Below are 18,476 nucleotides of genomic sequence, written 5' to 3'. Positions count from 1 at the left end.
TCGTGAAAATGGTTCATGTTGCAGTGAAATTTAGTCGCTTTCACTCGTGCAGCGGCTCTGGCATAACATCTGTAATGTTAACGTATTAGCAACATGAAAACTGAGCAACGGCTATTTTTTAGCAATAAAGAATAGATTCAGTTTTTGTGTCGGCGTTGAGGACGCAAGATTATTATGAATAAAGATTTCACCTTCACTATTAAGCGCAGTCGTTTCGACGAAAATTATAATCCCTCAGAAAATACGCGGATTACGACCAACTTTGCTAACCTGGCCCGTGGGAAAAATCGCCAGCAGAATTTACGCAATACGCTGGTGATGATTGATAATCGCTTCAACACATTGGCGCACTGGGATAATCCCAAAGGCGATCGTTATTCTGTTGAGCTTGACATTATCTCTGTTGAGATGAACATTCGTGCTCAGGAGAATCTCAATACCTTCCCGGTGATCGAAATATTAAAAACCACGGTGATTGATAAAAAAACCAATGCGCGGATTGCCGGTATTGTCGGAAATAATTTCTCTTCATATGTTCGGGATTACGATTTTAGCGTGTTGCTGTCAGAGCATAATAAACACCAGGCTGAGTTTAGCATCCCCTCTGATTTTGGTGAGTTGCACGGCAATATCTTCAAACACTTCGCCACCTCAGATGAATTCAAAAATAACTTTAGCAAACCGCCTGTGATATGCCTCAGCGTATCGAATAAAAACAGTTATCACCGGACCGGGAATGCGCATCCTGTTTTAGGCATCGAATACCAGCAAAACGGCTCTTCCTTAACCGAGGACTATTTCAAAAAAATGGGCTTGCAGGTTCGCTACTTCATGCCTGCGAACAGCGCTGCGCCGCTGGCGTTCTTCTTCTCGGGCGATTTGCTGAGTGACTACACTTCCCTTGAGCTGATCGGCACCATCAGTACGATGGAAACGTTCCAGAAAATTTATCGCCCTGAGATTTACAATGCGAACTCGGCCGCGGGGCAATACTACCAACCCGATCTGAATAACCAGGATTATTCATTAACCAAAATTGTTTATGATCGGGAAGAACGGAGTCAATTAGCCATTGAACAGGGAAAATTTACTGAAACGCATTTCATCAAACCCTATAAAAATATTCTTGAGCAATGGTCTGCTGACTACGCCAATTAATTAACCAAAAATATAAGGTCACCTGTTATGAAAACATTGCTCCCCACTTCTACTGCGGGCAGTTTGCCTAAACCATCCTGGCTTGCACAACCAGAGACGCTCTGGTCGCCCTGGAAATTGCAAAATGAGGAATTAATCGAAGGGAAACGTGATGCTCTGCGTTTATCTCTGGAGGATCAATGCCGCGCGGGAATTGATATCGTCAGTGATGGTGAGCAAACGCGTCAACATTTTGTCACGACCTTTATTGAGCACCTCAGCGGCGTTGATTTTGAAAAACGGCAGGTGGTTAAAATTCGTAATCGCTATGAGGCGAGTGTTCCGACCGTCATTGGTGCTGTGACGCGTCCAAAATCAGTCTTTGTGGAAGATGCTAAATTTTTACGCCAGTTAACCACGCAACCTATTAAATGGGCTCTGCCTGGCCCGATGACAATGATCGACACACTGTATGACAGCCATTATAAAAGCCGCGAAAAACTGGCCTGGGAATTTGCAAAAATTCTCAATCAGGAAGCCAGAGAATTAGAGGCTGCGGGTGTCGATATTATCCAGTTTGATGAACCTGCATTTAATGTTTTTTTTGATGAGGTAAATGACTGGGGGATTGCCGCATTAGAAAAGGCTGTTGAAGGACTTAAATGCGAAACCGCCGTACATATCTGTTATGGCTATGGCATTAAAGCGAATACAGACTGGAAAAAGACGCTGGGATCAGAGTGGCGACAATATGAAGAAGCGTTCCCCAAACTGCAAACGTCAAATATCGATATCATCTCACTGGAATGCCATAACTCGCGTGTTCCCATGGATCTGCTTGAACTGATTCGCGGTAAAAAAGTGATGGTCGGCGCGATTGACGTGGCAACCAATACCATTGAAACACCCGAAGAAGTCGCCAGCACGCTACGCAAAGCCCTTGAGTTTGTTGATGCCGACAAACTTTATCCTTCGACCAACTGTGGGATGGCCCCTTTATCCCGACGGGTCGCCAGCGGTAAGTTAAATGCGTTAAGTGCAGGTGCTGAGATAATTCGCAGAGAGCTCTCATCGAAATAAGAACGTCGATTTTTACTCCTGTTTTTATTCCTGAATGGTTGTGGGGTTTTGGAGCGTTAAGGGTTAAGTCTGGGGCCTGGTCGGAGCAGCTATCATTAAATCCACTATACTCATTATTGCAGTTGTCATTTATCTGTGACGCTGTGCACGGTGAATGACCTTACATTGACCCTACCCATGACCATCAGGAGAACAACATGCAGAAAAGTAAAACCTTGAAAGGGCTGCTGACCGCATCAGCAGTAATCGCTATGTTCAGCACTGTTGGCGTGCAAGCTCAGACGACGTCAAACGCTGCGCAGAGTGGCGCGGCAAGCCAGACCGAAGCGGGCATGAAGCTCAGCGCCGGTGACGAAAAAGCGCTGAAGGATATGGCACAGGCCAATATCAATGAAATCGCCGCCGCCAAAATCGCACTGGATAAGGCCCAAAGCAGCGACGTTAAATCATTTGCTCAGAAGATGGTCGATGATCACGGCGATGCCCTGAGCAAAGTACAGGCGGTCGCCGGGAAAAAAGGCGTAACGCTGCCGACTGAGCCGGATTCTGCGCACAAAGCGATGGCCGAAAAGCTGGAAAAACAGAGCGGCGATGCGTTTGACAAGATGTATATGGAAAACGCGGGCACCAAAGATCACAAAATGGTGCTGTCAAAACTGAAAAGTGACGCCATGAATATCAAAGACCCGGATGTGAAGGCGCTGGCCGACGCACATACGCCGGTCGTTGAGCAGCACCTGAAGTCCGCCGAGCAGATGTCGATGAAATCCGGTAAATAAGCGGATTGGTCGATGCCTTGCTCATGACCACTTAGAAAAAACCGCAGCCCTGAATTCACGGGTACGAGGGACGTTTGTGATTTAACCGTTCCTGATTTCCCCGCTGATACAAGGCTGTGGTTTTCCAAACAGATATCCCTGGGCGAAATCGCAGCCCAGCGCCTGAAGGCTTTCCAGTTGTTCCTGCGTTTCAACCCCTTCCGCAACAGCTTTCATATTGAGCGATTTCGCCATACCGGTGATGAGTCTGATGATGTTCAGGGCGTCTTCCTGAGTCGATATCGAATGCACGAAAGACTTGTCTATTTTGATCTTATCGAAGGCAATCCTGCTCAGCCGCGACAGAGAAGAGTATCCGGTACCAAAATCATCGATGGAGATTTTCACGCCCAGCGCTCTGAGTTTGTTAAGGGTATTCATCGGCGTATTGCTCTCAGTAAAGAGAGAGGATTCCGTCACTTCCAGTTCCAGACGTTCAGCCGGGAGCCCTGTTTCTTTCAGAATGGAGAGCACTATGCCGGCAAAGGCACTGCTGCTTAGCTGAACAGGCGAAACGTTGACTGAAATTTTAGCCGGAACCGCCCAGGTTGCCGCTTCCCGACAGGCCATTTCAAGCACCGATTTCCCCATCTCGTTAATCATGCCGGTTTTTTCAGCCACAGGAATAAAGCTATCCGGCGACAGCAGACCTTTCAGAGGATGGATCCAACGAATAAGGGCTTCATAGCTGTAAATTTCCCGGCTGAACGAATCAACGATAGGCTGATAATAAACCACGAACTCTTTATTCACTAAGGCCATTGCCATATCGTGTTCAAGGGTTCTGCTTTCCTGTAGCTTTTCTAGCATGTGTTGCCGGAAGACTTTTATCTTTCCGGAACCTTCATTTTTGGCTTCATAAAGCGCCAGATCGGCAAATTTATAAAGATAGTCGGAGCGACGTTCAGTTTCAGAGATAACAATACCAACACAGCTGGTTATATTTATAATCGCGTTATAAATCGTGTAAGGCTGGTTGATAAAATCACCTATTTTTTGGGCGAGTGAAACAGCGCGACTCTCTGTCAGGCCACTGGAGAGAAACGCAAATTCATCCCCACCTAAGCGATACAGCGAATCTGACGTCAGGTTCATCGAATTCAGGCGTTCGGCTATCTGGCGTAATAACATATCACCGGCATCGTGACCATAGGTGTCATTGACCTCTTTGAACCGATCTAAATCAAACAACATCACCGTCACAGAATTATTATTTTTTTCTGCGGTCTCAATGGCTTTATTTAAACTTTCCCAGAAAAAATGACGGTTATTCATCCCGGTCAGCGAGTCGTGATAAACGTCATATTCCAGTTTGGCATTCTGGATTTGCAGTTTTTCTTTGGATTTCTGCAACTCTTCTGCAAGGCTTTTAACCTGCTGATGCGCCTTCAGGATATTTTTGTTCTGGAAAAATATCAGCACACCCAGTATCGCACTCAGTATGATCAGCAGCACCGACGTCGCTGAGTAAATATAATACAGCGTTTGAATTTTGAGGTTGGCGTTATTAATCGAGTTAACGTCTTTGTTTAATGCACCGGATGAAAAGCGGCTGAGCGGCGCATCAAGCGAATGCATTCCTTTCAGATAGGCCTTCAGCTCTGGCCGGCTCATGTCTTCAAGATGAACATCCAGATATTTAAGCGTTTTTTCAAACTGTAAAGCCAGTTCATGATGCGCTTTATTGCTGTCGATATAATGCCCCAAATCCCCTTCTTTCATCAGATCGCTCTGGCTGAGCATAATGTCGAGACGCAGGCGCACATCATCGAATTTCACTGTATCGTCGGTAGCGTAAAGACCGAGCCAGGATTCGAATCGATAATATTCTGATACCAGTTGTGCAGCCGACCATGAATCGGTGTATTGCGTCAGTTTCTGTAACTCTTGTTGTCTTTCGTGTACAAGGAAAGAGATATAGGCGGTAGAGATAAAAAGCGAAAATATAATGCCAGCTAATATTCTGTTCATAGTGATCGTCTGAACTCCCTATTCAATATTGATTTTGCTAACCTGCCAGGCCGATCTTGAATAAAAAAGCTGGTTGTTGAGTTCAGGCATACTGTCATAGGGATACACAATAAATAACGGGCCTTTATCACGGATACGCATATATTCGCCGTTGATTTTTAAAGCAAGAATAACATTGTATTTCTTGAAATCGCTGACAGGGATAACGGTTGTGTAGTCATTGAGCGCAGTGACCTTAACAACAGAACCTTTCGCCCCGACATAATCCATGAGCTTTCGCATTGGGATACCCGTAAAGGTAGTGCGCCCATTATACCAGGGAGAGTTGGTCTGGAAACTTACTATGCCCAGTTTCTCAAGGCTGGCGATATCAAAAACGGCTTTCCCGTCTTCATTTGTATTTTCTATATTACCGGTCAGGGTTAAAAGGACTTTACCAGTAGGTTTGGAAAGCTCACCAGCGCATACCTGGGTGACGACCATAAAGCTTAACAACATGATAATTAACCGCATTCTAAACTCACTTATCTACCGGATGTAAAAATATTATAATTTAGTTATTAGGCTATTTATATATGTTGGCTTGCTATTATTGAAACAATAAGCTCATTCTCATTATAACGCATTAAAATCAACATGTTAACCTTTCCTCGCTTTTTAATATTGATTAAAAAATATCAGTATCGTTATTTGAGGCACGCTACATTTCATTGTAGCCGTACAAAAATGTTTCTTGTTTAATCGACGCAAAAAAAACACGCATAAACCCAAAGGCTATTTATTTGTACAGCCATAGCAGACGTTTTGCACTGCAAGCTGGCACGCTTCCGGAGCCGACATGCGGCGTATCGGTACAAGACGTGGCGGAAAGGTGGGAGATAAATGAGTGAATGCTTTATGAGGCTTTGCGGTAAACGATAAGCAGAACGCCCGCGCTATTTTAATGAATGGAAAATAAGCGCGGGCTCAGGGTACATCAGGCTGTCTGGAAAATTAACGAGCGGTGGATGGCAGCTCCGGCCCAGGCCCCGTCCCCCACCGCCAGCGATACCGAATGCGGCACGCGCGCCACATCACCGCACGCAAACGCGCCGGGCACCGAGGTTTCTTTCATGCTGTCACTGCTGATTTGGGTGCCAAACACTGTCTCTTCCAGCTTGCAGCCAAGCGTCTGCGCTATGTCGCTGGCAGGCTGGTTTTTTGGCCCGACAAATATGCCGGCGAAAGACAGGACACGGCCATCTGCTGTTTCGATATCGGCATGATTAACCAGCCGCTTTATCGGTGTGGTTTCAATTTTTACGCCGCGCCGGTGTAAATCAGCACGGATCTCTTCGTCGGGAGTGAATACGTAGTTCGTAAAGAACGTCACGTTGCCCCACTCCGCGACCATCTGGGCCTGGTGGGCAGACATTTCACTCGTCGCGATGACGGCAAGTTCTCCCTGATTAAGCTCATAGCCGTGGCAGTAGGGACAATGAAAAACATGCTGTCCCCAGCGCTGTTGTAAGCCCTCTATCGGCGGCAGGATATCTTTTACGCCAACGGCAAACAGCACGCGGCGCGCTTCAAAGGCGTCACCGGACAGCGTTTGCACCCGGAAAGCCTCTTTTTCACCGAGCACCTTTTCTGCCGCCCCCTCGTGCCACTGCAAAGAAGGATAACGCAGCAGTTGCTCGCGTGACTGTTCAAAAATCAGCGCCGGATCGACGCCATCCTGACCAAGAAAACCGTGTGAGTGACTGGCAAAACGGTTCCGTCGCATTCCGGCATCAATAATAAGAACCTGACGACGGGCCCTTACCAGTTGCAGAGCAGCAGCCATACCGGCGTAGCTGCCACCAATGATGATCACGTCATATTTCATTCTTACCTCTAACGTTGCGGTTGATATTGCGCTTTTCAGCATCGGCAAGCAGATCGCCCAGTTTGATACGGCCGAAATGCGCCAGCAGAAGCGCTTCCGCCTCGTCAAAGGCATCACCGAGCGCAGCATTCACCGCCTGTTCGATCAGGCATTCTGGTCGTTCATTACGATTACCGATCGCAAAAATCGCCGGTTCGCCCAAAACGTCGTGCAACTGACGCAGGGTGACATCGGTAAGTTTGTCGGTCAGCGACCAGCCGCCGCCGTGACCGGCAATCGACGAGACCAGTTGCTGTTTGCGTAAAAGACCCATCATGCGCCGGATAACGACCGGGTTGGTCCCGGCGCACTGCGCCAGTTGTTCTGACGTCATGGGTCTGGTATGGAAGTGCATATGCAACAAAATGTGCAGCACTGTTGAGAGTCGGCTGTCTTTTTTCATGTAACTAACGTTATTACGAATTAGCGATCGTGGCAAGGATAACGTGCCCGGCGTTTCAGATTTCTCAGCGCACGCACACTACCATCGCGTCCGTTAAGCGCGTGGTGTAGCGCGGCGAGAGCATTTCCCGTTTCATCTGCCACTCCTGCGCAATCCCCTGCCCGGCAAAAAAAAGCGTTCCCCGTCCCTGTTTTTTATTCAGCTCATCCAACGCCTGCATTAATACCTCGCTGTGCGGCCGCGGTCGGTGCTCATCGAACAAATCAAGCTGCGCCACGCCCTGGCTGAAGAAATCCCCCAGCATGACGCCCGCTTTTTGATAATGCAGCCCTTCCCGCCAGATCGCGTCCAGACAGCCGATTGCGGCCTGGATAATGTCCCGGCTGTCGTGAGTGGGAGTGAGAAGTTTGATGGCGGCGCTGTTGCCGTAATAGGGTTCGTCGGGGGCAAATGGCGACGTTTTGACAAACGCGGAGATAAAACGGCAGTACTGGTGCTCTTTGCGCAGCTTTTCCGCCGCCCGCGATGCATGGCTGCAAATCGCCTGCCGCATATGTTCGTACTGCGTCAGTCGCACGCCGAAGCTGCGGCTACAGACAATCTCCTGTTTGAGCGGAATAAATTCGTCAAAGGCCAGGCAGGATTCGCCGCGCAATTCCCGCACCGTTCTTTCCACCACCACGCTGAAATGTTTTCTGATAAAGCGGATATCCGCATCGGCAAGTTGCAGGATCGTTTTGATGCCCATGGCGTCGAGTTTTTTTGCCAGCCGCCCGCCGATGCCCCAGACCTCGCCTACCGGCAGGGCGGCCATCAGCTTACGCTGCCGCGCCTGGTTTGAGAGATCCACCACGCCGCCCGTTTGCGACCAGCGCTTGGCGGCATAGTTGGCGAGCTTTGCCAGGGTTTTGGTTTGCGCGATCCCCACACCCACCTGCAGATGGGTATTCAGCTTAACGCTCTGACGAATGGCGTGGCCAAAATCCTCCAGATCGCAGCAGTTGCGCACGCCGGTTAAGTCACAGAAGGCTTCATCGATGGAATAGATCTCAACCCCCGGACACATCGCCTCCAGCGTATCCATTACGCGCTTGCTCATGTCGGCATACAGCTCGTAGTTGCTGCTAAAACAGGTCACGTTATTGGCGCGAAAAAGATCCTTTTGTTTAAAAAACGGCGCGCCCATCACCACATTCAGTCGTTTCGCCTCGCTGTTGCGGGCAATCACGCAGCCGTCGTTATTACTGAGCACCACCACCGGCTTGCCCCACAGATCGGGCCGAAAGGCCGTTTCGCAACTGACGTAAAATGAATTCACATCCACTAACGCGAACATGATTAGCGCCGGGCTTTAATAATAAAAGTGACCACGCCGAAGAGTTCCAGCGTGTCTTCATTCAGGATGGGAATAGGTCTGTAGGCACTGTTGAGGGGATTAAGTTGCAGGAAGGGACGAAGCTGTAATTGTTTGACGGTAAATTCACCGTCCACGGCGGCGATCACAATATCGCCATGTTCTGCTGTAAGCGAAGAGTCCACCACCAGCATATCGCCATCGCTGATGCCGCCCTCCAGCATTGAATCCCCCGCGGCTTTAACAACATAAGTCGAATTAGGATGGGCGATCATAAAATCATTAAAATCGATACGCTGTTCAACATAATCCTGTGCCGGAGAGGGAAAACCACAGGGAACTAAATCACCGAATAAAGGTAGCGCGGCAACGACGCGCAATTCAGCGGGCTGGTAGAACTTCATGGTGAGTCACCTTATTAATATGATTTACTGTGTATTTATACAGTAGATTTATCTATTAAGGGGATCAAGTCTCTGTCAGGAAAATTGCGCGCGCCGGGCGTGCCGGATATCGCGGAAAAGGATTAAGAATTAACAGGTTAACGGGATGTGTAAATTTTCACGGCAGCGGTGCGATTGCTCAGTTCATATACTGAACCGCCCGAAGGCGGCTCAGTATTAGAGAGATTCGGGTTACTTTTACCCAAATCTGTGTGCCTTATTATTATGGAATAAACTTCCATCACAGTGCATTGGCCCTATTCGGCCGGCTTCTATCAGTAACTCTTCAAGCACACCTTCAACGGCCTCGGCACCATGTTTTTTACGCAGTAGATCGATTTGCTCTTCAATGGACGTTCTGTTTGCATCGCCACGTAATGCAGACAAGAGCATTTGCGACGCCCACCGTTTCACTTCAGGATCTTTAAGCATAAAACCTCCTTTACCCGCTATGGGTAAGTAAAGTTTAGCTTAGGGATCGCGCGTACCGGATAAAGGGCACAAAATGTGAGGGGGCTAAGAGGTTCATGCGGGGCTACGACGGATATTACATGGCGTCGTTGCCGGTGATTATCAGAAAGCCAGGCCGCTTCAACAAATCAGAGAATTTTTGCGGAGCAGAGAAGAAATTCTATGTCGTGATGTCACGTGGCTAAATTCCCGGGCTGCGTAAAACCTGCGGTGACCGATCACGAATAGCCTGAGACAACGTCCTGAAGAAGCCAGTCGTGAAATACTTTAACTTCATCACGCATGACATTATGTTGCGGCGTGACCAGGTAGTAAGACCACTTGAGCGGCCAGCGATGGTCAGGATGCAACTGAACCAGTTGCCCGGTTTCAATAAGTTGCTTCACCAGGGCGTAACGAACAACGGCCACGCCCCGGCCGCTCAGGGCCGACAAAATCACGGCTGAGGTGGAGTTAATATGCAGGCCGCTTTCACGGGCTTCTGGCGCATTAACCGCGCTCAGAATATCGTCCCATGATGGAAAATCCGCACCGGGATGCGGCGTATCATCATGGATTAATTTTTGTGTGGCGAGCCATTCACCGCAGGCCATTTTCTCCGGTGGTACGAGGCGCGGGCTGCAGACCAGCACCGCTTCTTCATCCATCAGCCAGGTTTTATTCACGCCGGGCCAGTCTCCCTGCCCGCAGCGAATGCCGATATCCGCTTCGCCATGCGAAACGTCCATCAGCTTCTCTGTGACATTAAGCCGCAGATCGATAGTTTCATGCATTTCTGAGAACCGGTTCAGCCGCTCCATCAGCCAGTTCATCATCAGGACCTGAGAAGCGGTGACCACAACAACCGAGCGTGCGCGGCGTCCGCGAAGTTTATTTAATCCGGTTTCCAGCTTGTCCAGCCCCTGCGTGATGTCCTGCAGAGCGTCCTGCGCTTCATCAACGAGCGTCAGGCGCGCCTTACCTGTGCGGGTACGGCGAAGAAGCGGGTGCCCTACCCACTCTTCCAGCGAGCGGACAAGCTGCCCTACGGCAGCGGGCGTGACGCCCAGTTCCTGTGCCGCGCCGGTAAAACTGCCGTGGCGGGCGGTGGCTTCAAAGGCGTGGAGCCATTTCAGTCGGTTTAGCGATCGCATTGCAGGTATCCTGATCCATTTTTTTCTCAGCATACATGAACGAGAAAGATTTTCTTTCCTGTATCGCAATTTCTTCTGAGTCGTCAACACGGATTCAGGGTGGCATTCTGATTTCACACGATGAGAAGCTGGGCTTTTCATCAAGGACAATCAGATGATTTTAAAGAGGTTAGCGATGAACGCATCTTTTGCCGGTAAAAAACTGTTAGTGGTCGGCGGTACAAGCGGTATGGGCTTCGAAACAGCGAAGCGGGTCCTGAAAAACGGCGGCAGCGTAGTGCTTGTTGGCAATCGCCAGGACAAAGCCGAGCAGGCCCGCCAGGCGCTGGCGGCAGACGGCCAGGTTTCCCTTATCGTTGCCGATCTGATGAAAGAAGAAGGCATGAAGCACGTGGTGGATATCATCAATGCCGAACATAAAGACATCAGCCTGCTGGTGAATGCGGCGGGTGTGTTCTTCCCGAAACCATTTACGGAGCACGAAGCATCAGATTACGACATGTATATGAACATTAACCGTGCGACCTTCTTTATCACCCGTGATGTGGTGCGCAACATGGTGGAGGCCGGTATCAAAGGTTCAATCGTAAATATCGGTTCTATGTGGGCGCAGCAGGCTATCGGTGCCACCCCGTCTTCAGCGTATTCCATGGCAAAAGCCGGTCTGCACGCGCTGACCAAAAACCTGGCGATTGAGCTGGGCGAAAAAGGCATCCGCGTCAATGCCGTTTCTCCGGCCGTGGTTCATACGCCGATTTACGAAGGCTTCATTCCTAAAGAGGATGTGAAGGATGTGATGAACAGCTTCGACAGCTTCCATCCCATTGGCCGCGTGGGTACGCCGGGCGATATCGCGGAAACCGTGGCTTTCCTGCTTTCTGACAAGACTGGCTGGGTCACCGGCGCTATCTGGGATATTGATGGCGGCGTGATGGCCGGCCGTAACGCCTGATGACAATGCCGCACGTGGCTTTCCATGTGCGGCACTGGAGTCATTATGCAAATGCAGACTGCAAGCGACCGGGGAAACCGTGGCAATGGTCGCTGCCTGTAATGGGGTGGAAGTCGATTCAACGCGGCAGCAAAACGTGCTGGCATCAATTCCAATTTTGAGTTTTACACATTTAAGTATTCTGATATCTATTATCGCTTATACACCTGTCAAACGGGGAGCTGGCCACGCAGCTCGCTTACTCAATGAGTAAAAGGTACTTTTAGATCCTAAAAGCCCTTGATCCCCAGAATACTAAACACTCCAATTGCCAAACCCAATATGCCGCCACCGACCAGGCACATTCTGAACAACCTACGTGCATTAGAAAGATTAAATTCGACAGGCAAACCGTAGTAGAAATATGCAAAAATCTCCGAGCCAATATAACAAACCACCCCAATTAGCATCATACTGAAGACGCAAATTACAGCAACCAAAAATATAAATAATATCGCCCTCACCTCTTATTACTCCTTTAATTTCTTTTTTTTAATTTTTATTGATTGTGTATCTAAATCTGTAGGCCCGGCAAGCATCAACAGCACACTAGCCATTTTACACCATAGATGGGCATTTTTAACCATCAGGCTGTTGTAAATGCCCACTGCTCGTTCAAAGCGGACATTTAAAAGTTGCTTGAGGTTATTAATAGGGAATCAGTAAAAGCTTAATCACGACTTCGTCATCGCCAGAAAGGGCAGTTGAAAATGTGCCCGTAATGGCAGAATAATATATCAATGTTCATGACGAATTTAATGGAAAGAGGGTGAAGGGAGTGAGGGCGAATGAAATGGTAATGAAAATTTTTATGCTGGCATTTGTGGTCAGTCTGGCAACGGGTTGCGTGCCATTAAAACCTTCTGGATGTCATAAACCTACTGCAAGGGCTAGTTGCGGTTCTGGCAACTGGGATGATCAGGATGAATGGGGCGCGCAAGCACGGGCTATCAGAGCAGCGATAAATGCAAAAATTGCTGAGCCACAAAACTGGGAAGGGAAGAAATGCAGGTTGCATATAGAATTTGCGCAGAATGGCACGGCTTTAAAAATATCAACCAGCGTCGGTAATAAAGCCTATTGCGAAGCGGTAAAATCAGCAGCCCAGAAAGCCACATTTCCAGCCTTCACGAATCAGGAGGTATACCGCGATTTTGAAAAATCTCGCTTTGATTTGCGCGGTTAGTCATACCATAGACATGGCTTTACGCTCGTAGCGAACCTTCAGATCGGTCAGTTTGTCCGCTCAGTGCCAGGAGCGGACGTTCTTGAGCAACTGGGAGTCATCGGCGAGGAATTGCGAAATGAGCGTTGAAGTTATAAGTGGCACTTTCTCTACCCTGCCTGTAGTACGTTATTATCACCGTTAAGGAAGAACTGAGATTAGTGCCATGCGCCCAGTCGTCGCTATGAATCCGATTAACGTAGCCGTTCTATCTCTTTGTCCCAATATCGAATTTCGTTCTGCAATAGCTGGTATCTGGACTTAAGCTCGCTGGATTCTCCATTCACATCGACATTTTGGTAAAAACGTTGTTTAACGTCCGAATCAAGGGCATCCCACATCATCAAAAATGAAGCTTCCTGCGCCTGTTTTTTACGTCGCTCAGCATAGTTACGTTCTGATCGCTTTGTCGCATCCACGTATTCGAACGCTAAAATGAGTAGCATCAAAAACGTCGTCACTACGATGGTGAGGGGGGCGTTCAGCTTGAAATAGTAGATAGCAACTGCATCAAGGATAATCACTATCGCCGTGTATATAAATGATATGAGTAATGCCTTAGATAATCTTCCCATGATCGGGTGCTCAACCTTCTAAGTGAGTCTGTAATGGACAGGAGAGTATACACCTACGCCCTTTTTAATTCTGAACATCCTCGCGCTTTAACGCATCTTCGCCGGTAGACATTTTGAGGTTCCAGATACTGTTTTTGGGCATATCGAGGCGGCAGCGAAGGGACAGCATTGCAACGCTTCTTTGCGTGGCTATGTTATGCTTCAAACCAATGAGTAAGGAGGCTGACCATGCGAATAAATACCAAATACAGACTTGGAATTCTGCTCTACCTTATGGCAGCACATGCCGTTGCCCTGCCACTGATGGCCCTGATTTTAGATCTGTTGATTGGGGGTAGCCTTATTGATATATGGAAAGGTTCATATTCCTTCTCTGAGCTGCTTAAGCATCGCGAGGGGCTTTATCTCATGATGGCAGGACTAGGTACTGCCACAGGATTTGTCTACTGGTTCTTTTTTTACAGAAAATACCAGCATTACGACCCCATGGATAAATACTTTAAGTAGTTACTGGCATTGCCTGGTCAAAACTTCGATTCTCTCTCTGAGAGTGAAATAATCCCTTTCAGCGGCCAGTATAAGTGCATCATCCATACCATCTTCGCCTCGGCATCTATAAAGGACTGGATAGCACCCGCTCCATCGTGCTGAGGAGGCACGGCGCGCTTGAGCATCAGAAAAATTCACGTTGTCTTTATGCCCTGGATTCGTAATGGAGAGTAAAAGGCCCCCTATTCTCTGTCCAGCGTGGGAAGCCGATTCAACGCGGCAGCAAAACGTGCTGGCATTCGCCGCCGTAATCCGTACCATACACGCCATACTTATGCTGGCCTCCTGCCAACGTGTTTAATAGTGTTGCCCCCTGGCGCTCCGGAATATCAGACAATGCATCAGACCCAAGACGTTAACAAGAAAGAACAGTACAACCTGAACAAGCAGCGCTAATCACTCCAAATCATTGGTAATGTTAATATTTTAATTATATTCAAACACTTAAAAACGGTAGTTATCTACAATAAGCACCGATAAGATACATTCTTACTGCCCCATTTCATGCCCCATGATGCGTTTTGCCCCAAGGTTTGCCCCATCACATCACCGGGAAGTCATCGACTCATCTTCCGCAGTTAGTTAAAGATTACCAGCCGAAAATTTACGATAGAGAGTTGACATTTCCACATCATAAATCATTACCACGCGGTGGCGAGTTTCCCCGGCCGCAATCAATCTTCCAGCCTCAGCCCACTACTTATCGGCTTACTGACTCCAATACGACCTTCAGCGCGCTCTGACAATCGTCACTTCTGCAAGCCTTGTCATATAACGCGGCGAGAGCATTTCTCTTTTTGTTGAGCTTGCCCGTCAGATTCATCAGCGCGTCGGAGTTAGCCCGCGGCTTGCTGGCAGCAAGCCGGCGAGTGGCATAACCCCTCCCTCACTTGATGCAATTGGTTATGATTTAAATGTCCGCTTTGTGCCATAAGCGGACATTCGCCTCAGGTAGAGAAACCATCAAATTCGAAGTTAGCCTGTTTGCTCGTTATGGCAATTATGCGGGTTATAAGTAAGTTTTTTTGCTTTATCACGCTAGAGCTATTGCAAAAATTTCTTAGCTATGGATGATTATTGTTGCCATGTTAACTTTAAATTAAGGACTAATTTATGGAGTTTCCAGCAAGTCTCAAAGGAAGATATGCATATCATTTCACCTGTCTATACAACCTTGAATCGATAATCGAGAATGGACTATTGTGTACAAACTTAAAAAATGAACAGAATATAACTCATCATAATGTTGCCGAGCATGGGATACAAGGAAGAAGAAGCACTATGCAGGTACCGTGTTCTAATGGGAACTTTGTTCACGACTATGTCCCTTTTTACTTCTCAAAAAGAAACTCCATGCAACTTGCGGTAATAAATAAAAAAAATGTAGACCAAGCGTTTCTTATTTACTTTGCAATCCCATTGGACATTATTGTTAAAAATGCTGGCGCTGTATTTTCAGATGCTTCAGCAAACACAGATGTGCCGCCAAAATTTTATAATTCTAAATCACTAAATATGCTTAACTCTTTAAACTGGGATGCTATTGATAGTAAGAAATGGTCGTGCCCGTCAGAGATGTATCGTCATCAGAAGATGGCAGAATTACTTATTCCCGGCAGCATTAATATATCAGAACTGGATCATATAATAGTTTGGAATGGATGGATTAAGGATAAAGTAGTGGAGGTATTTAAAAACAAAGGAATACAACCACCTAAAATTAAGTATGATGAGGATCACTATTACCTAAATTTTTACGATGGCAAAAGAAAATCAATTGTGACTGGGCCATACTTTTTAAAAAAGGCCATGGAAGAAACAATTGAAAAAATATATAAAACTGATAATAAAATCAATAAGTATAAAAGTCTGCGTGATGCACTAGATGCAATTGAAAAAAAATTCTCATCAATAAAAGAACTTGATGATATCGACGGGTTAAAGGCCAGCTATTGGCCGCACACTGATGATGTTGGCACGCATAGCAGAAAAGTTGCAGGTGCTCTCGAAGAGTTCAATGAATATAATGGACTGTCTGATGCTGATAAAGAAATTGTTCTTATTTCCGCATACCTACATGATATAGGTAAAGGGCCGAAGTCTCGCTGGGGGCAAGATGGAATGACTAAAGCTGATAATGACCATGCTGCAAAGTCCTTGCCTATGTTAGAGCGAATTCTTACTGAAGATATTGGCGGACTAAGTGAAGAGTCAGTAAGAAAGATAGTAACACTAGTAACTTATGACGACTTAATTGGTGACATCGTTGCGAAGGACCGTGATGAAAAGCAATTGATTGATATAATCAAAAACGAAAATGACTTGAAAATGCTCATTGCTCTATCAAAAGCTGACATGAATGCAATCAATCCTGAATGGGTAACAACCCACAATAAATCAATAGCAGATTTAGAATCGAGAGTACTGTGTGTGATTAGGAGTAATAGCATATGCTAGAGTTTGTTAAAGGAAACTTCTTTGATTTTGATGCCGATATTAGAGTTAACACAGTTAATTGTGTAGGTGTCATGGGGGCGGGAGTCGCTCTAGCCTTCAAAAACAAATATCCTGAGATGTTCAAAGAGTATGTCCGTCAGTGCAAAGCTAATGAAATATTGCCTGGAAAACCTAGCGTATGGAAAAAAGAAGACATGTTTTCAAAAGGAATTGAAATTATAAACTTCCCTACCAAAGATCATTGGCGAAACCCATCTGAGTACGAATACATTGAAAGTGGTCTCATCTGGCTTTCTGAATATGTAAAGAACAAAGAAGGTTTGACGATAACACTACCAGCTCTCGGCTGTGGGCATGGCGGATTGGATTGGAAAAAAGTTAAAAAGCTGATTATTCATTACCTTGCGGAAACGAAAAGCAATATCTTGGTCTTTGAGCCAGAATCTTCAAAAAATGCTGGAATAGAGTCATTCATTACATCTAACAAACTTGTAGAACTTGAAAATCTAGGTGTAAGTGTAATAAGGAAAAATGAAAAATCTTACCCACCAGGGTTGCTTCGATATACAGAAAAAGACCTCTGGTTTTTCGGTAGAATAATTACAGAGTTCGATATTTCTTTGATCTCAAGTACCAAACCTAATGAGCAAGAAAAAAAGGTCGTCCTAAAATTAATAGAACACTGTAAAATAAACCGCCTTAGTATTTTGTTTGGCGGATCTTCTTTTGATAAGAAAATGGCATTGCACTCTATTAGACAAGGAGTTGAAACTGGAATTTTTTTGCCGAGCGGAATTTCATACTCAGCAGAAAAAAATCGGGAAAAAGGTGCTACGGATAACATATCTGTTCTTTCAATAGGTGATCCTTTTAAATCATTTGATAGAAAAGCCTACATGCCGTCTGTTATGGGGCGAATGTTTATCTGCAAGTCAGTTATTTTCACCACTGAAAGGTTGAAATGGCTAGAAAAACAGAGGAGTGAAATTATAAGTGGTGGGATAAAATCGTATTTCATGAAATACGAAAACCTTCAAGAGGAGGATTGTTTTGCTGCAATCAATATAAACGCGAAACCAATCAAACCATTTGATGGTGAGCAAATTTCAGAGATCAACTTCTGAGAGGTGTTGCAGCTAACTTATTAATAATGTCCGCTCCTCGCTCATAGCAGTCATCGGCCCTGTTTAAACAGGGCTGGATTAAACTCTAAAAATAGATAACTAATTTTTTCAAATTATCATTTGGCTCGTACAACTGGCAGATCCATCCACCTCGTCGTATAGCATGGAGACAGCATTTCCCTTTTCATCTGCCACGACTGCTGCACACCCTGCCCCGCAAAATACAGCGTGCCCTTCCCCTGCTTATTCAACTTGTCCATTAACGTCATCAGCGCATCACTGCCCGCTCTCGGCGCATAATCGTCAAACAGATTGAGCTGGGCTACACCCTGGCTGAAGAAGTCCCCCAGCATGATCCCGGCTTTCTGGTATCTGTGGCCATCGCGCCATATCGCATCCAGACATCGCGTTGCGGCCGCGATAATGTCGCGGGTGTCCTGCGTTGGCGTGAGCAGTTTCGTGCCAGCCTGGTTGCCGTAATACTGCTCTTTTAATGCAAAGGGCGAGGTCTTCACAAAAACTGAAATGTAACGGCAGTACTGATGTTCGCTGCGCAGCTTTTCCGCCGCCCGCGCTGCATAACTGCATATTGCCTGGCGCATCTCGTCGTAATCAGTAATGCGCTCACCGAAACTACGGCTGCTGACGATTTCCTGCTTGGCTGGAGCGAACTCCTCGAGCTCAAGGCAAGATTCGCCGCGCAGCTCCCGCACGGTGCGCTCCAGCACCACGTTAAAGTGTTTCCTGATAAAGCGGATATCTGTGTCGGCAAGTTGAAGCGCTTTTGTTATGCCCATGGCTTCCAGCTTTTTCGCGATGCGTCTGCCCACGCCCCACAC

18 protein-coding genes and 3 pseudogenes are annotated in these 18,476 nt (G+C 46.9%); 9 read left to right on the top strand and 12 right to left on the bottom strand.

Annotated elements, in window-relative coordinates; all coding sequences use genetic code 11:
• The first annotated feature begins 174 nt into the window (after positions 1–174).
• The 3 genes from BM373_RS09080 (at position 175) to BM373_RS09070 (ending at position 2,996) form a co-directional block, all read left to right on the top strand.
• The gene (locus tag BM373_RS09080; protein WP_090461116.1) at positions 175–1,158 is read left to right on the top strand and encodes a DUF1852 domain-containing protein; all 984 of its coding nucleotides are present in this window, start codon (positions 175–177) and stop codon (positions 1,156–1,158) included.
• A gap of 27 nt (positions 1,159–1,185) precedes the next feature.
• Entirely contained in the window at positions 1,186–2,217 is a 1,032-nt protein-coding gene (locus BM373_RS09075; protein ID WP_090461115.1) for a methionine synthase, read from the top strand.
• Positions 2,218–2,414: 197 nt separating this feature from the next.
• Positions 2,415–2,996: a DUF4142 domain-containing protein gene (locus BM373_RS09070; protein ID WP_090461114.1), complete on the top strand. Its 582-nt coding sequence runs from the start codon at positions 2,415–2,417 to the stop codon at positions 2,994–2,996.
• An 81-nt stretch (positions 2,997–3,077) separates the two neighbouring features.
• Here BM373_RS09070 and BM373_RS09065 read toward each other — a convergent pair whose 3' ends face one another.
• From BM373_RS09065 to BM373_RS09030, 8 genes are all read right to left on the bottom strand, one after another.
• Positions 3,078–5,006, bottom strand: coding sequence for a putative bifunctional diguanylate cyclase/phosphodiesterase (locus tag BM373_RS09065; protein WP_090461113.1), 1,929 nt, complete (start codon positions 5,004–5,006; stop codon positions 3,078–3,080).
• Positions 5,007–5,024: 18 nt separating this feature from the next.
• Positions 5,025–5,519 carry a putative pterin-binding protein gene (locus tag BM373_RS09060; RefSeq protein ID WP_090461112.1) on the bottom strand — a complete coding sequence of 165 codons (495 nt, stop codon included), beginning with the start codon at positions 5,517–5,519 and terminating at the stop codon, positions 5,025–5,027.
• A gap of 463 nt (positions 5,520–5,982) precedes the next feature.
• A complete protein-coding gene (locus tag BM373_RS09055; protein ID WP_090461111.1) occupies positions 5,983–6,873 on the bottom strand; it encodes an NAD(P)/FAD-dependent oxidoreductase in 891 nt (296 codons plus the stop codon).
• Entirely contained in the window at positions 6,863–7,315 is a 453-nt protein-coding gene (locus BM373_RS09050) for an Rrf2 family transcriptional regulator (RefSeq protein ID WP_090461110.1), read from the bottom strand. The genes BM373_RS09055 and BM373_RS09050 overlap by 11 nt, the downstream gene beginning before the upstream one ends.
• Positions 7,316–7,379: 64 nt before the next feature.
• The gene (locus BM373_RS09045) at positions 7,380–8,651 is read right to left on the bottom strand and encodes a Y-family DNA polymerase (protein WP_090461109.1); all 1,272 of its coding nucleotides are present in this window, start codon (positions 8,649–8,651) and stop codon (positions 7,380–7,382) included.
• Positions 8,652–8,653: 2 nt separating this feature from the next.
• Positions 8,654–9,073, bottom strand: coding sequence for a translesion error-prone DNA polymerase V autoproteolytic subunit (locus tag BM373_RS09040; protein ID WP_090461108.1), 420 nt, complete (start codon positions 9,071–9,073; stop codon positions 8,654–8,656).
• 237 nt (positions 9,074–9,310) lie between these two features.
• The gene (locus BM373_RS09035) at positions 9,311–9,544 is read right to left on the bottom strand and encodes a hypothetical protein (protein ID WP_090461107.1); all 234 of its coding nucleotides are present in this window, start codon (positions 9,542–9,544) and stop codon (positions 9,311–9,313) included.
• Positions 9,545–9,801: 257 nt separating this feature from the next.
• Positions 9,802–10,716 carry a LysR substrate-binding domain-containing protein gene (locus BM373_RS09030; protein ID WP_090461106.1) on the bottom strand — a complete coding sequence of 305 codons (915 nt, stop codon included), beginning with the start codon at positions 10,714–10,716 and terminating at the stop codon, positions 9,802–9,804.
• Positions 10,717–10,891: 175 nt separating this feature from the next.
• On the opposite strand from BM373_RS09030, the gene BM373_RS09025 reads away from it, so the two are divergent.
• Together BM373_RS09025 and BM373_RS09015 are read left to right on the top strand one after the other, a co-directional pair.
• Positions 10,892–11,668 carry an SDR family NAD(P)-dependent oxidoreductase gene (locus BM373_RS09025; protein WP_090461105.1) on the top strand — a complete coding sequence of 259 codons (777 nt, stop codon included), beginning with the start codon at positions 10,892–10,894 and terminating at the stop codon, positions 11,666–11,668.
• Between the two features lie 832 nt (positions 11,669–12,500).
• Positions 12,501–12,893: a cell envelope integrity TolA C-terminal domain-containing protein gene (locus BM373_RS09015; protein WP_256214613.1), complete on the top strand. Its 393-nt coding sequence runs from the start codon at positions 12,501–12,503 to the stop codon at positions 12,891–12,893.
• 233 nt (positions 12,894–13,126) lie between these two features.
• Here BM373_RS09015 and BM373_RS09010 read toward each other — a convergent pair whose 3' ends face one another.
• Positions 13,127–13,456, bottom strand: a complete 330-nt coding sequence (locus BM373_RS09010) for a hypothetical protein (protein WP_256214612.1) — start codon at positions 13,454–13,456, stop codon at positions 13,127–13,129.
• A gap of 279 nt (positions 13,457–13,735) precedes the next feature.
• On the opposite strand from BM373_RS09010, the gene BM373_RS09005 reads away from it, so the two are divergent.
• A complete protein-coding gene (locus BM373_RS09005; RefSeq protein ID WP_090461102.1) occupies positions 13,736–14,014 on the top strand; it encodes a hypothetical protein in 279 nt (92 codons plus the stop codon).
• Positions 14,015–14,185: 171 nt separating this feature from the next.
• A pseudogene (locus tag BM373_RS21950) lies at positions 14,186–14,350 on the top strand (site-specific integrase); the annotation flags it as partial.
• A gap of 288 nt (positions 14,351–14,638) precedes the next feature.
• Here the strand turns inward: BM373_RS21950 and BM373_RS21945 are convergent.
• Positions 14,639–14,752, bottom strand: a pseudogene (locus BM373_RS21945) (helix-turn-helix domain-containing protein); the annotation flags it as partial.
• A gap of 33 nt (positions 14,753–14,785) precedes the next feature.
• A pseudogene (locus BM373_RS21940) lies at positions 14,786–14,857 on the bottom strand (hypothetical protein); the annotation flags it as partial.
• Positions 14,858–15,169: 312 nt separating this feature from the next.
• Here BM373_RS21940 and BM373_RS08990 point away from each other — a divergent pair.
• Both BM373_RS08990 and BM373_RS08985 read left to right on the top strand, forming a co-directional pair.
• Positions 15,170–16,513 carry a DarT ssDNA thymidine ADP-ribosyltransferase family protein gene (locus BM373_RS08990; protein WP_090461101.1) on the top strand — a complete coding sequence of 448 codons (1,344 nt, stop codon included), beginning with the start codon at positions 15,170–15,172 and terminating at the stop codon, positions 16,511–16,513.
• Positions 16,507–17,637 (top strand): macro domain-containing protein, encoded by a 1,131-nt coding sequence (locus BM373_RS08985; RefSeq protein WP_090461100.1) that lies wholly within the window; start codon positions 16,507–16,509, stop codon positions 17,635–17,637. Before BM373_RS08990 ends, BM373_RS08985 begins: the two co-directional genes overlap by 7 nt.
• Positions 17,638–17,753: 116 nt before the next feature.
• Here the strand turns inward: BM373_RS08985 and umuC are convergent.
• Positions 17,754–18,476: translesion error-prone DNA polymerase V subunit UmuC (umuC, locus tag BM373_RS08980; protein ID WP_143102641.1), on the bottom strand; the 723-nt coding region annotated here is incomplete at its 5' end.

The organism is Enterobacter sp. kpr-6 (assembly GCF_900116015.1).
Classification (GTDB): domain Bacteria; phylum Pseudomonadota; class Gammaproteobacteria; order Enterobacterales; family Enterobacteriaceae; genus Enterobacter_D.
The sequence above is the reverse complement of the archived record's forward strand: the minus strand, read 5'-3'. Positions and strand labels throughout refer to the sequence as shown.